Origin of the sequence: Pseudomonas anatoliensis (assembly GCF_017976235.1) — a bacterium.
Classification (GTDB): Bacteria; Pseudomonadota; Gammaproteobacteria; order Pseudomonadales; family Pseudomonadaceae; genus Aquipseudomonas; species Aquipseudomonas anatoliensis.
Map to the genome: position 1 here is coordinate 382,238 of NZ_JACVHC010000004.1, position 13,153 is coordinate 395,390.

10 protein-coding genes, 1 tRNA gene, 1 pseudogene and 1 riboswitch are annotated in these 13,153 nt (G+C 61.1%); all 12 genes and pseudogenes read left to right on the forward strand.

Annotation, left to right across the window (positions count from 1 at the left end; translation table 11 throughout):
* The first annotated feature begins 138 nt into the window (after positions 1-138).
* A riboswitch (guanidine-I (ykkC/yxkD leader) is annotated at positions 139-239 on the forward strand.
* Between the two features lie 63 nt (positions 240-302).
* Positions 303-1,370, forward strand: a complete 1,068-nt coding sequence (locus tag ICA16_RS15390) for a putative urea ABC transporter substrate-binding protein (RefSeq protein ID WP_150617654.1) — start codon at positions 303-305, stop codon at positions 1,368-1,370.
* An 18-nt stretch (positions 1,371-1,388) separates the two neighbouring features.
* On the forward strand, positions 1,389-2,204 hold the full coding sequence (locus tag ICA16_RS15395; protein ID WP_150617653.1) for an ABC transporter permease: 816 nt from the start codon (positions 1,389-1,391) through the stop codon (positions 2,202-2,204).
* Entirely contained in the window at positions 2,201-2,989 is a 789-nt protein-coding gene (locus tag ICA16_RS15400; protein ID WP_150603055.1) for an ABC transporter ATP-binding protein, read from the forward strand. Before ICA16_RS15395 ends, ICA16_RS15400 begins: the two co-directional genes overlap by 4 nt.
* 25 nt (positions 2,990-3,014) lie before the next feature.
* Positions 3,015-3,740 carry an urea amidolyase associated protein UAAP1 gene (locus ICA16_RS15405; RefSeq protein WP_150617652.1) on the forward strand — a complete coding sequence of 242 codons (726 nt, stop codon included), beginning with the start codon at positions 3,015-3,017 and terminating at the stop codon, positions 3,738-3,740.
* Between the two features lie 11 nt (positions 3,741-3,751).
* Entirely contained in the window at positions 3,752-4,405 is a 654-nt protein-coding gene (locus tag ICA16_RS15410) for an urea amidolyase associated protein UAAP2 (RefSeq protein WP_150603057.1), read from the forward strand.
* Positions 4,406-4,679: 274 nt separating this feature from the next.
* Positions 4,680-8,312, forward strand: a complete 3,633-nt coding sequence (uca, locus tag ICA16_RS15415) for an urea carboxylase (RefSeq protein ID WP_210700947.1) — start codon at positions 4,680-4,682, stop codon at positions 8,310-8,312.
* A gap of 25 nt (positions 8,313-8,337) precedes the next feature.
* Positions 8,338-10,110, forward strand: a complete 1,773-nt coding sequence (atzF, locus tag ICA16_RS15420) for an allophanate hydrolase (RefSeq protein ID WP_210700948.1) — start codon at positions 8,338-8,340, stop codon at positions 10,108-10,110.
* Positions 10,111-10,333: 223 nt separating this feature from the next.
* Positions 10,334-10,564 (forward strand): cysteine-rich CWC family protein, encoded by a 231-nt coding sequence (locus tag ICA16_RS15425; RefSeq protein WP_210553772.1) that lies wholly within the window; start codon positions 10,334-10,336, stop codon positions 10,562-10,564.
* A 33-nt stretch (positions 10,565-10,597) separates the two neighbouring features.
* On the forward strand, positions 10,598-11,290 hold the full coding sequence (locus ICA16_RS15430; protein WP_210700949.1) for a pseudouridine synthase: 693 nt from the start codon (positions 10,598-10,600) through the stop codon (positions 11,288-11,290).
* A 316-nt stretch (positions 11,291-11,606) separates the two neighbouring features.
* Positions 11,607-12,491 (forward strand): alpha/beta fold hydrolase, encoded by an 885-nt coding sequence (locus ICA16_RS15435; protein WP_210553773.1) that lies wholly within the window; start codon positions 11,607-11,609, stop codon positions 12,489-12,491.
* 156 nt (positions 12,492-12,647) lie between these two features.
* Positions 12,648-12,721: transfer RNA gene (locus ICA16_RS15440), tRNA-Gly, on the forward strand.
* Between the two features lie 295 nt (positions 12,722-13,016).
* Positions 13,017-13,151 (forward strand): annotated as a pseudogene (locus tag ICA16_RS28300) (type II toxin-antitoxin system HicA family toxin); the annotation flags it as partial.
* Positions 13,152-13,153: the final 2 nt, after the last annotated feature.

The following is a 13,153-nucleotide window of genomic DNA, read 5'->3' on the forward strand; positions in this document are numbered from 1 at the left end:
CACAACGCACCTTGCTGATACCTGCGCATAGCCTTTCAACGTCATAGCCGCGTGGCAGAGCGCTTGCGCCGACTTGGCACGCCTCTCGCTATAGAAAACCCGTGCAGGAGTCATCACAGGTTCGCGGCACCACAATTTGCAATGGCTGACTAGGGTTCCGGCTCGCAATCGCGAGTGACTGGTCCGAGAGTTGGCGACCTCCAGTTGAGGTTACACGGCGGGACAAAAGCCCGGGAGACAAGCCACCGTTCGCGGTGCCGCGTTGCCTTCCTGTCCGCCCTTTTTCAACTGGAGAATCCGCTATGTCCCGACTACGTTTCCCCGCCCTGCTCGCTGCCGCGTTCGCCGCGCTGCTCAGCACCCAATCCTTTGCCGCGCAGAAAGACCACTTCAGTGTCTGCTGGACGATCTATGCCGGCTGGATGCCGTGGGAATACGCCGGCAGCCAGGGCATCGTCGACAAATGGGCGAAGAAGTACGGGATCAAGATCGACGTTGTGCAACTCAACGACTATGTCGAATCGATCAACCAGTACACCGCTGGCCAGTTTGACGGCTGCACCATGACCAACATGGATGCGCTGACCATTCCAGCGGCGGGTGGCGTCGACAGCACCGCGCTGATCGTCAGCGATTTCTCCAACGGCAACGACGGCATCGTCCTCAAGGGCGACGGCAAGAAGGTTGCCGACCTCAAGGGCATGGACGTCAATCTGGTCGAACTCTCGGTGTCGCACTACCTGCTGGCACGGGCGCTGGACTCGGTCGACTTGAGCGAGAAAGACTTGAAAGTGGTCAACACCTCCGATGCCGACATCTCCGCCGCCTTCAATACCGATCAGGTCAACGCGGTGACCACCTGGAACCCGATGCTCTCGGACATCAAGGCCAAACCCGGCGTCACCGAGGTGTTCAACTCCAGCCAGATTCCCGGCGAGATCATGGACATGATGGTGGTCAACAGCGCCACCCTCAAAGACAACCCGGCGCTGGGCAAAGCACTGACCGGCGCCTGGTTCGAAGTCGTCGAATTGATGAACGCGAAAAACGCCGCGAGCAACGCTGCGCTGGAACACATGGCCAAGGCATCGGGCACCGACCTGGCCGGCTTCCAGGCGCAACTGGCCACGACCAAACTGTTCGCCACACCGAGTGAAGCGCTGAGCTTCGCCACCAGCAAGCAACTACCGGAAACCATGCGCAAAGTCGCCGAGTTCTCGTTCCAGCACGGTTTGCTCGGTGAAGGTGCCAAAGACACCAGTGCGGTGGGCATGGCCTTCGCCAACGGCGTGACCAGCGGCGACACCGGCAACCTCAAGCTGCGTTTCGATCCGACCTACGTGCAGATGGCCGCCGACGCCAAGCTGTAAGCCACGGAGGATTTGGCCATGCGCCTGATCAATCGCCACCCCGATCGCCCGAGTCGTTTGTTGTTGGTGATTCTGCCGTTCGCTTTGCTGCTGTTCGCCTACTTCATGGGCTCGGCCGAACGACTGGCAGAAAACCCCAACGACAAACTGCTGCCCAGTGCCGTGCAGATGACCGATGCGGTGAAACGTCTGGCGTTCAATGCCGACAGCCGTACCGGCGACTATCTGTTGTGGCAGGACACGCTGTCGAGTGTGCGGCGTCTGGCTATCGGCCTCGGTATCGCGGCACTGGCCGGGCTGTGCCTGGGCATCGCCGCCGGCACGCTGCCGCTGTTCGGCGCACCGCTGTCGCCATTGCTGACGGTGCTGTCGATGGTACCGCCGCTGGCGATCCTGCCGATTCTGTTTATCGTGTTCGGCTTGGGCGAGTTGTCGAAAGTGATGCTGATCGTGATCGGCATTACCCCGGCACTGGCTCGCGATCTGGAGCAGCGTGCCCGGGACATTCCCGTCGAACTGCTGATCAAGGCGCAGACCCTCGGCGCCTCGACCTGGACGCTGATACTGCGCGTGGTGCTGCCACAACTGTTGCCGCGCCTGCTGATCTCGCTGCGGCTTATGCTCGGCTCGGCGTGGCTGTTTCTGATTGCCGCTGAGGCGATCGCTTCCACCGACGGCCTCGGCTACCGGATTTTTCTGGTACGCCGTTATCTGGCGATGGACGTGATCCTGCCGTACGTGGTGTGGATCACCCTCCTCGCCTGGCTGATGGATTGGGGCCTCAAATCCCTGACCCGGCGGGCATTTCCCTGGTATGAGGGGGCGGCCAAATGAGCTTCATCACGGTGAAAAACGTCTGGCAGCAATACGCCGATCAAGTCGTGCTCGAAGGCCTGAACCTGCACGTCAACGAAGGCGAGTTCTGCACGTTGGTGGGTGCGTCCGGTTGCGGAAAATCAACCTTCCTGCGCTTGCTGCTTGGCCAGGAAACCGCCAGTCGCGGCGAGATCCTGCTCGACGGTCAACCGCTGGCCAGCGAACCGGATGCCAGCCGTGGCGTGGTGTTCCAGCGCTATTCAGTGTTCCCGCATTTGAGCGTGCTGGACAACGTCGCCCTCGGCCTTGAACTGCCCCGCGCGCCACTGCTCGGTCGGTTGTTCGGCAGCGCGAAAAAAGACGCCCGCGAACAGGCCTCGGCGCTGTTGCACAAGGTCGGTCTGGGCCATGCGCTGGACAAATATCCGGCGCAGTTGTCCGGCGGCATGCAACAGCGCCTGGCGATTGCGCAGGCGCTGATCATGAAACCGCGCGTGTTGCTGCTCGACGAACCCTTCGGCGCGCTCGATCCGGGCATTCGTAAAGACATGCACGCGCTGCTGCTGGAACTGTGGCGCGAGACGCGACTGACGGTGTTCATGGTCACCCATGACTTGTCGGAGGGCTTCAGCCTCGGCACGCGATTACTGGTCTTCGACAAAGTCCGTGTCGACCCGCACGCCCCAGGCGCCTATGGCGCGCGCATCACCTACGACATCCCTTTGAACAGCGACCGCCGCGCCCAACGCGCCGCCGTCGAGGCCTTGCCGGTGCCACTGGCGGGCGTACTTCGAACCGCTTGAGAGGACTGATCCTGTGAATGATCCGATGACTGATTCGACCCAACTGTTCCCACCTTTCGCCGAGGAAATGCTGCCCGGTGGCGGCCACCGCTCCTTCGTCCTCAAGCGCGGCCAACTGCTGCGCCTGACCGACCTGCGCGGCGGCGCCAACGTCAGCCTGACGTTGCTCAACGCCAACGAAAAAACCGAGCGGCTGAACCTGCCCGACAGCCTCAAATGCCAGCACACCGCCAAGCTCACCGCCGGCCATTGTCTGTACTCGGACATGGGCCGCGTGCTCGCGGCGATTACCGCCGACACCTGCGGCTGGAGCGACAGCCTCGGTGGTGTGCTCTGCGCCGAAGAAGTCGCGCAAAAGTACGGTCAGGGCCGTTATCAAGAGCTGCGCAACGGCTTCTTCCGCAACGGCACCGACAACCTGCTGGTGGAACTCGGCAAGTGGGGCTTGGGCCTGTCCGACCTGCTGATGACCCTAAATCTGTTCAGCCGGGTCAACGTCGATGAGGCCGGGCGTTTTCACTTCGTCGAGGGCAACGCCAAGGCTGGCGATTACATCGAGCTATACGCGCCGATGGACACGCTGGTGGTGCTGACCGCCCTGCAACATCCGATGGATCCCTCACCCGAATACGCGCCAAAACCGCTGAAGCTGAGCTGGATGAACGCCGACGCCAGCGTCGCCGAACACTGCCGCACCTCGCGCCCGGAGAACGAGCGCGGCTTTATCAACACCGACCGTTTGTTCGCCTGAGGATCGCTGCCATGTCACTTGCCATCGCCCCTGCTACAGCTGCACAAAACCGACATCCCGACAGCGCCGTCTACCGGGCCACCATCCCTGCCGGTGAGCCGTGGTTGATGGAGGTCAAGGCTGGCCAGACCCTGCGCATCCTCGATCTTGAGGGCAATCAGGCCGTCGACACCTTGTTCTACAGCGTCGCCAATCCCAGGGAACGCTACGACGTGCAACGCACTTTGCGCCGGCAGAACAGCGTTTACCTGAGCACCGGCAGCGTGCTGTTTTCCAATCTCGGCAAGCCGATGCTGACCATCGTTGCCGACACCTGCGGGCGTCACGACACCCTCGGCGGTGCCTGCGCGCAAGAGAGCAACACCGTGCGCTACGCCCTGGAAAAACGCTACATGCACAGCTGCCGCGACAACTACCTGCGCGCCTGTGTCCACGACGGTCGGCTGGGCAAAAGCGACATCGGCCCGAACATCAATTTCTTCATGAATGTGCCGGTGACGGCCGACGGCGGGCTGACCTTTGAAGACGGGATTTCTGCACCGGGCAAATACGTCGACCTGCGCGCCGAGATGGACGTGATCGTGCTGATCTCCAACTGCCCGCAACTGAACAACCCGTGCAACGCCTACAACCCGACACCTGCGGAGCTACTGGTATGGAACTGAAAATGCGCCGGTTGCGGCGGTGGTTGTTTGCCTTGTGTCAGGCCCGATCCGGGCAGTGCATCAAATAACCGCGCCCTTGTAGGAGCTGCCGCAGGCTGCGATCTTTGGATCTTGATCTTCATCTGCAAAATCAAAAGATCGCAGCCTTCGGCAACTCCTACAGGGGACGGGTGCAATTCAGTCATTCGGGACGGCCCGAGGACCTTTTACAAACGGCGGGACGGCCCGCCTCCCAGTCGAGCCAGCGCATTCGGGCGGCTCCAGGGGACAAGCCATGTTCGAAAAAATCCTCATCGCCAACCGTGGCGCCATCGCCTGCCGGATCCTGCGTACCCTCGCGCAACTGCAGGTCAAGGGTGTGGCCGTGTATTCCGAAGCCGATGCCGCCAGCCTGCATATCCTCCAGGCCGATGAAGCGCACAGCCTCGGCGAAGGTGCGGCGGCCGGCACTTATCTGGCGGTCGATAAAATCCTCGCAATTGCTAAAGCCAGCGGCGCCACGGCGATTCATCCCGGCTACGGTTTCCTCTCGGAAAACGCTGCGTTCGCCGAAGCCTGCGCAGCACAAGGCATCGCCTTCATCGGCCCGACACCGGAGCAACTGCGGGTGTTCGGCCTCAAGCACACGGCCCGCGCTCTGGCCAAACAGCACGGTGTACCGATGCTCGAAGGCAGCGAACTGCTCGACAGCCTCGACGCCGCACTGATCGCCTGTGAGCAGGTCGGTTACCCGGTGATGCTCAAAAGCACTGCCGGCGGAGGCGGTATCGGCATGCGCGTGTGCCGCAACGCCAGCGAACTGAGTGAGTCGTTCGAGGCGGTCAAACGCCTCGGCCAGAACAATTTCAGTGACGCAGGCGTGTTCATCGAGAAATACATTCAGCGCGCCCGACATCTGGAAGTGCAGGTGTTCGGTGACGGTCACGGTGAGGTTATCGCCCTCGGCGTGCGCGACTGCTCGGTGCAGCGGCGCAACCAGAAAGTTCTCGAGGAAACCCCAGCGCCCAACCTGCCGGCCGGCATGGCGGATGAGCTGTGCGTCGCGGCAATCAAACTGGCCAAAGCGGTGAATTACCGCAGCGCCGGCACCGTCGAATTTGTCTTCGACAGCGAGGCGCAGCGTTTTTACTTTCTTGAAGTGAACACGCGATTGCAGGTGGAACACGGCGTCACCGAGCAGGTGTGGGGCGTCGATCTGGTGCGCTGGATGGTCGAACTGGCGGCGGGTGATCTGCCGCCGTTGGCCGAGTTGTTTCGCGAGCTCAAACCCGAGGGCCACGCGATTCAGGCACGCCTGTATGCAGAAGATCCGGGGCGTGATTTTCAGCCGAGTCCGGGCTTGCTGACCGCCGTGGAATTCGCGCCGGCCAACGGGATTCAACTGCGCATCGACACTTGGGTCGAGGCTGGATGCGAGATCCCGCCGTACTTCGATCCGATGATCGCCAAGGTCATCACCTGGGCACCGAGCCGCGAACAGGCGCGCACCGAACTGCATCAAGCGCTGGGCGCCAGTGTGTTGTACGGCGTGGAAACCAACCGCGACTATTTGCGGCAAATTCTGATGGACACGCCGTTCGCCAGTGGTGAGCCGTGGACCCGTTGCCTCGAAGGTCTGGTGTATCGCGCCAACACTTTGGAAGTGCTCAGCGCCGGCACGCAAACCAGCGTGCAGGACTACCCCGGCCGCCTCGGTTACTGGGCGGTTGGCGTGCCGCCATCGGGGCCGATGGACAGCCGCGCGTTGCGTCTGGGCAATCGTCTGCTGGGCAATGCCGACGGTGCTGCGGCGCTGGAAATCACCATGAGCGGGCCGTTGCTGCGCTTCAACTGCGATGCCGTTGTGGCGGTGACCGGCGCGCCGACTGCCCTGACGCTCGATGGTGAAACGGTGCCGATGAACACCGCATTGCTGATTCCGGCCGGCGCGACGTTGACCCTTGGCAGCATAAACGGCGCCGGGGCGCGCAGTTATCTGTGCCTGCGCGGCGGCTTGCAGGTACCGGATTACCTGGGCAGCAAAAGCACCTTCACCCTCGGCCAGTTCGGCGGGCATGCCGGTCGAGCATTGCGCGCCGGTGACGTGTTGCACGTGCCCGCGTTGGCTGATCGCAGCGCTGGGCAACAACTAGCGCAGCAGCACATCAGCGAGTTACCGGCAGTGCGGCAGATTCGCGTGATCTATGGCCCGCACGGGGCGCCGGAATACTTCACCGAACACTACATCGGCACCTTCTTTGCGACCCAGTGGGAAGTGCATTTCAACTCAAGCCGAACCGGCGTGCGGTTGATTGGGCCCAAGCCCGAATGGGTGCGCGCCGACGGTGGCGAGGCCGGGTTGCATCCGTCGAACATTCACGACAATCCCTACGCCATCGGCGCGGTGGATTTCACCGGCGACATGCCAGTAATCCTCGGCCCTGACGGTCCGAGTCTCGGCGGGTTTGTGTGCCCGGTGACGGTCATCGAAGCGGATTTGTGGCAACTGGGGCAGCTCAAGGCTGGCGATAAAATCCAGTTCATCCCGGTCGACCTCAAGACCGCCCGCGATCTCGCCTGCCAATGGGATACCTGTGGGAGCTGGCTTGCCAGCGATGGGGGCCGTCCAGACACCGCATCAACTTCATCGCTGGCAAGCCAGCTCCCACAAGGACTTTTGTCGCCTGTGGTTCTGGAGTTGGGTCAGGGCGATATGCATCTCGTGGCGCGCGTATCCGGCGACACGCATCTGTTGCTGGAAATCGGCGCACCCGAGCTCGACCTGGTCCTGCGCTTTCGTGCCCACGCCCTCATGCAGGCGCTGGAAAGCAAAGCCCTGGCGGGCGTGATCGACCTCACGCCCGGCATCCGCTCGCTGCAAGTGCACTACCAGCCTGAGCAATTGCCGCTGGCCGATCTGCTCGGCATTGTCGCTGGCGAGTGGGACGCGGTGTGCGCCGCCCAGGACCTGCAAGTGCCGTCACGCATCGTGCATCTGCCATTGTCCTGGGATGATCCGGCCTGCCAGTTGGCCATCGAAAAATACATGACCACCGTGCGCAAGGACGCGCCGTGGTGCCCGAGCAATCTGGAGTTCATTCGCCGCATCAACGACCTGCCCAACCTCGACGAAGTGCAACGCACGGTGTTCGATGCGAGTTACCTGGTGATGGGTCTTGGCGACGTTTACCTCGGCGCACCGGTAGCCACACCGCTTGATCCGCGTCACCGATTGGTCACCACCAAATACAACCCGGCGCGCACCTGGACCGCCGAAAACTCGGTGGGCATCGGCGGCGCCTATATGTGTGTCTACGGCATGGAAGGCCCCGGCGGCTACCAGTTCGTCGGGCGCACCTTGCAGATGTGGAATCGCTATCGCGAGGTCGCGGCATTCGATGGCAAACCGTGGCTGTTGCGCTTTTTCGACCAGATTCGCTTCTACCCGGTGAGCGCCGAAGAACTGCTGCGCATCCGCCGCGACTTTCCCCTCGGGCGGTTCGATCTGAACATCGAACACAGCCAACTCAACCTCGCCGACTACCAGGCTTTTCTCAATCACGAAGCCGAGAGCATTGGCGCGTTTCGACGCCAGCAACAGGGCGCATTCAACGCCGAGCGCGAACGCTGGATCGCCAGCGGTCAGGCGCATTTCGACAGTGAAGAAGCCATACCCGAATCCACCGAAGACGCGCCCCTGGCCAACGGTCAGCAAAGCGTCGACAGCCACATCGCCGGCAACCTCTGGCAGGTGCAAGTCGAAGCCGGCAGCCGCGTGCAAGCGGGCGATGTGCTGGTGATTCTGGAGTCGATGAAGATGGAAATCCCAGTCCTCGCGCCGATGGCCGGCGTGGTGCGCGAGATTCGTGTGCAGCCCGGATCGGCGGTGCGCGCCGGACAGCGGGTCGTGGTGCTGGAACTCGACTGAAACCTATTTCGAAAAGGATAAATTCATGAATCTGCAACTCGATGTTCTGCGCCAGGCCTACCGCAATGGCGACACCACGCCGCGCAAACTGCTGCCGCTGCTGCGCGAAAAAGCCGCCGCGCTGAATCCCGACTATCACCTGTTCATCCACCTGCTCAGCCTCGAAGAGCTGGAGCCTTATCTGGCCGCCCTCGATGGTCGCGATCTTGAAGCTTTGCCGTTGTTTGGTGTGCCGTTTGCGATCAAGGACAACATCGATCTGGCGGGCATTGCCACCACCGCTGCGTGCCCGGCGTTCGCCTACGTGGCGGAACGCTCGGCGACCATCGTCGAGCAACTGTTGGCGTTGGGCGCGATTCCGCTGGGCAAGACCAACCTCGACCAGTTCGCCACCGGCCTCAACGGCAGCCGCTCACCTTGCGGCGCATGCCCCAACAGCGTGTTGCCGGAATATCCGTCCGGCGGTTCCAGCGCCGGGTCGTCACTGGCGGTGGCGTTGGGCGTGGCGAGTTTTGCCTTGGGCACCGACACGGCCGGCTCCGGTCGGGTACCGGCGGCGCTCAACAATCTGGTCGGGTTAAAGGCCAGCAAAGGACTTATCTCCACGGCCGGTGTGCTGCCGGCGTGCCGCACGCTGGACTGCGTCACCACGTTTACGGCGACGGCACGCGAGGCCAGTCAGTTGCTGGCGTTGACCGCCAGACTTGATCCGCGCGACGAATACAGTCGCCGCAATCCGTCCTGGAATGACGGCTCGGCATTCGGTGCGCCACGACCGTTTCGTTTCGGCGTACCGCGCGCGCAGGACCTGGAATTTTTCGGCTGCGAAGAAGGCCCGCGACTGTTCGGCGACGCCATTGAACGGCTGCAAGCGTTGGGGGGAGAAGCAGTCGAACTGGATTTGTCTCCGTTTCTCGAAGCTGCGCGCCTGCTGTATGACGGGCCGTGGGTTGCCGAGCGTTACAGCGTTGCCGGAGAACTGATGGAGCAGCAGCCTGAAGCGGTGCTGCCGGTGATCCGCGCTGTGCTGGCGAAAGCCCCGGCAGTCACTGGCGTGCAAACGTTCCGCGCGCAATACCGGTTGCAAGCCCTTAAAGCCCTGTGTGACCAGGCGCTCGAAAACCTCGACTGCGTGCTGACGCCGACCATCGGCCGCCCCGTGACGCTGGCCGAACTGGACGCCGAACCGGTGCTGCGCAATTCCGAACTGGGTTACTACACCAACTTCATGAACTTGCTCGATTACGCTGCCGTCGCCGTGCCGAGCGCATTCATGAGCAACGGTTTGCCGTGGGGTGTGACCCTTTTTGGCCGGGCGTTTACCGATCAGTATCTGCTGAGCGTGGCGGACGCATTGCAGCGTCAGCAAGATTCAATGTTGCCAACACCCACCAATGTCGCACGCCATGACCGTGCGCGAATCGTCGTGTGCGGCGCACATCTGCAAGGGTTGGCGTTGAACTGGCAACTTACTCAGCGTGGCGGGCGGTTGCTCGAGACGACATTCAGCTCTGCGAACTATCAACTGCACGCCTTGGCCGGCGGCCCGCCGTTGCGTCCAGGCATGGTTCGGGTGAAGGCTGGCGGCGTGGCGATCGCGGTGGAAGTCTGGGACTTGCCGAGCAGCGAGCTGGGCTCGTTCCTCACCGGGATTCCCGCACCGCTCGGGTTGGGCAAAGTGCAACTGGCAGATGGTCGTTGGGAAAGCGGTTTTATCTGTGAGCCGTATGGCTTGGAAGGTGCCTTGGATATCAGCCATTTGGGTGGCTGGCGGGCGTACCTGAAAACCCTGGCCTGACCGTTCCCCATGTAGGAGTGAGCCTGCTCGCGATGGCGGTTTATCAGTCACATCCTGGTGACTGTCACACCGCGATCGCGAGCAGGCTCACTCCTACAAGGATCGGCGCAATTTCTATGTAATGGCAACTTGCACAGTCTGCCGTCGCGGGTCGATCATGCGCTGTACCGTGCCAAACAAAACGGCCGCAATCGCACCTGCGTGGAAATGCCTCACTCGACCTATGCCTGAATCTGACGTTAAACCCGACCTCTGCCCGGCCTGCGGCGCCCGCAACGACTGCAGCCTGGCTGACCCACGCACCGCCGACCGCGCCTGCTGGTGCTATGGCGTGAGCATCGATCCGGCGGTGCTCCAGGCCTTGCCGTCAGCACTGCGCGACAAATCCTGCCTGTGCCCGCGATGCGCGCAGGTCGAGGCGCAACTGCAAGCGGCCGGTCAGCCGATCCCGTAAGATGCGTGCCCCCTGATTCATTGAAACCTGAACATGCGCGTCGACCGTTTCCTCAGCAATCTGCCCCGCTACAACCGTCAGCAGGTTCGCCTGTTGCTGGTGGAAAAGCGCGTGCGCGTTGACGGAAAAGTCGTCAGCGACCCGCATTCAGAGGTACTGGAATTCAGCCGCATCGAAGTCGATGACGAAGTGCTGCAACTCGGCAAACCGGCGCGCTACTTCATGCTGCACAAGCCACCGGGCTGCGTCAGCGCCACTCGCGATCCGCAACATCCGACCGTGCTAGACCTGATCAATGAACCGGACAAGGACGAGCTGCACATCGCCGGACGCCTGGACTTCAACACCACCGGGCTGATGCTGATCACCAACGACGGCGCCTGGTCGCGCCGCCTGACCCAGCCGCAAACCAAATTGCCAAAGGTCTATTACGTCGAGACCGACCAGGAAATCGGCGCGCAATATGCGAGCAAGTTTGCCGAGGGCATCTACTTCGCCTTCGAAAACCTGACCACGCAACCTGCGCAGCTGGAGCTCCTCGGATCACACTCGGCACGCCTGAGCATCGTCGAGGGCCGCTACCATCAGGTGAAGCGCATGTTTGGCTTTTTCAACAACAAAGTGCTGCGTCTGCACCGCGAATGCATGGGCCCGCTGCGGCTCGATGACGCGCTAAAACCGGGCGAGTACCGCGCTTTGCGCACCGAAGAGATTCATTTGTTCTAAGCCTGTGACCGCTCAGCAGAAGTTGTCGAACAATTTGCCAATGGCACTTGCGCGATCCTGCTCCCCCTGCTTGAATCAGGACGTCGGACGAAATGTGACCGACGAGTCACACCATACTTCTAAGAAACTTTTTGCCGGTCGTCAGCCCCCAGGGCTGCGCCTCAGCCGGCAGACTGCCCGCCAATAACAATACCCGTCGACCGCAGTCATGGATCGACATGGGCCAAGCAAATTCCAGGCGTATGCCTACCTGTCACAAAGCTCGTGCAATGTCTATTTGCGCGCATACCCGCTTGCTTGCCAGGAGTCTTATGACATGAGGCCAGAAATCGCTGTGCTGGATATACAGGGTCAGTATCGGGTTTACACGGAGTTCTATCGCGCAGACGCCGCAGAAAAGACCATCATTCTGGTCAACGGCTCGATGGCCACGACTGCGTCGTTTGCACAGACTGTGAAAAACCTGCACCCGCAATTCAACGTGGTCTGCTACGACCAGCCCTACGCGGGCCGGTCAAAAGCCCACAACCGTCACGAGAAACATCTGACAAAGGACGTTGAAGGGCAAATTCTGCTGGAGCTGATCGACCACTTCGCCGCCGAACACGTGCTGTCGTTCTCCTGGGGCGGCGCCGCGACACTGGTTGCCCTTGCAAACCAGCCACGGCGCATCGAAAAAGCGGTGATCAGCTCGTTTTCGCCGGTGATCAACGCGCACATGCTTGATTACCTGGAGCGCGGCGTCGATTACCTCGGCCAGCGTGACGGTGATCGAGTCGGGCATCTGGTCAACAGCACTATCGGCAAACACCTGCCGTCACTGTTCAAACGCTTCAACTATCGCCACGTCAGCAGCCTGGCGGAGCACGAATACGGGCAGATGCACTTCCACATCAGCGACGTGCTGCACAGCGATCGTCAGTGCTATTTAGACGCGGCGAAGAAAATCAACGTGCCGGTGCTGTTTCTCAACGGCGAATGGGACGAATACACCGCCGCCGAGGATGCGCGCCTGTTCGGCAACCACGTGGCACAGAGCACCTTCAGCACCGTGCAAGCCACCGGGCACTTTCTCGACATGGAGCACAAAGCTGCGTGCCGCGACAGCCAGAACGCCTTGCTGGGCTTTTTGAAACCGGCACCGCAGGCGAGCCGAACGCGTTACTCGTTTGTACAGGATCAACATGCATTGGCCATTTGAAAGCGCGTCATCGCGAGCAAGACTGCCGGGCTGAGTGTTTTGTTTACCACTCCGCAGTGCTTGCTCGCGATCGACCGATTCAGTGCTGTAATGCCGTGCGCAGAAAGAAAAACTTCAAATCCGTGGCCGAGTCTGGTACAAAGTCAGCCGCTCTGAGCGGGTATAGTTTAATGGTAGAACAGTAGCTTCCCAAGCTTCCGACGAGGGTTCGATTCCCTCTACCCGCTCCACTCAATTTTGGTCTCACGTTGTGGTTTGACGGGGGATGCAGGAACAGAAAAAACCGGCCTTGATGGCCGGTTTTTTTGTGCCCTAAAAAAGGTTTACATCTGACATTTGGAACAACGCAAAAGCCTGCAACACACTCTCCATGCCTCCGTTGCTTCCCTATCTAGACTGCTTCAAACCACTGAGCTGATTAACAACGGATGACCGCTCGGTGATTACATTGTTGCCCGCGGATCATCGGTAGGTATAGTACCCACCACGCACACCACAGGGAGGTGTTGTGAATAGCCGTTTTTAATAGGTCAACTTGTCGCAGACGGTTGGTATTTAGTGAGAGTCAGAGGCAGTCACCATCACTTCAAGCATCCGACCAAGCCTGGACTGGTCACGGTGCCGCATCCGACGAAAGATCTGCTGAAGAAAACGGCCATCAG

Coding starts and splice junctions, on each gene's coding strand:
- ICA16_RS15425 (WP_210553772.1), top strand. CDS start 10,334: ATGCCTGAATCTGACGTTAAACCCGACCTCTGCCCGGCCTGCGGCGCC.
- ICA16_RS15410 (WP_150603057.1), top strand. CDS start 3,752: ATGTCACTTGCCATCGCCCCTGCTACAGCTGCACAAAACCGACATCCC.
- ICA16_RS15395 (WP_150617653.1), top strand. CDS start 1,389: ATGCGCCTGATCAATCGCCACCCCGATCGCCCGAGTCGTTTGTTGTTG.
- ICA16_RS15430 (WP_210700949.1), top strand. CDS start 10,598: ATGCGCGTCGACCGTTTCCTCAGCAATCTGCCCCGCTACAACCGTCAG.
- ICA16_RS15400 (WP_150603055.1), top strand. CDS start 2,201: ATGAGCTTCATCACGGTGAAAAACGTCTGGCAGCAATACGCCGATCAA.
- ICA16_RS15435 (WP_210553773.1), top strand. CDS start 11,607: ATGAGGCCAGAAATCGCTGTGCTGGATATACAGGGTCAGTATCGGGTT.
- atzF (WP_210700948.1), top strand. CDS start 8,338: ATGAATCTGCAACTCGATGTTCTGCGCCAGGCCTACCGCAATGGCGAC.
- ICA16_RS15390 (WP_150617654.1), top strand. CDS start 303: ATGTCCCGACTACGTTTCCCCGCCCTGCTCGCTGCCGCGTTCGCCGCG.
- uca (WP_210700947.1), top strand. CDS start 4,680: ATGTTCGAAAAAATCCTCATCGCCAACCGTGGCGCCATCGCCTGCCGG.
- ICA16_RS15405 (WP_150617652.1), top strand. CDS start 3,015: ATGACTGATTCGACCCAACTGTTCCCACCTTTCGCCGAGGAAATGCTG.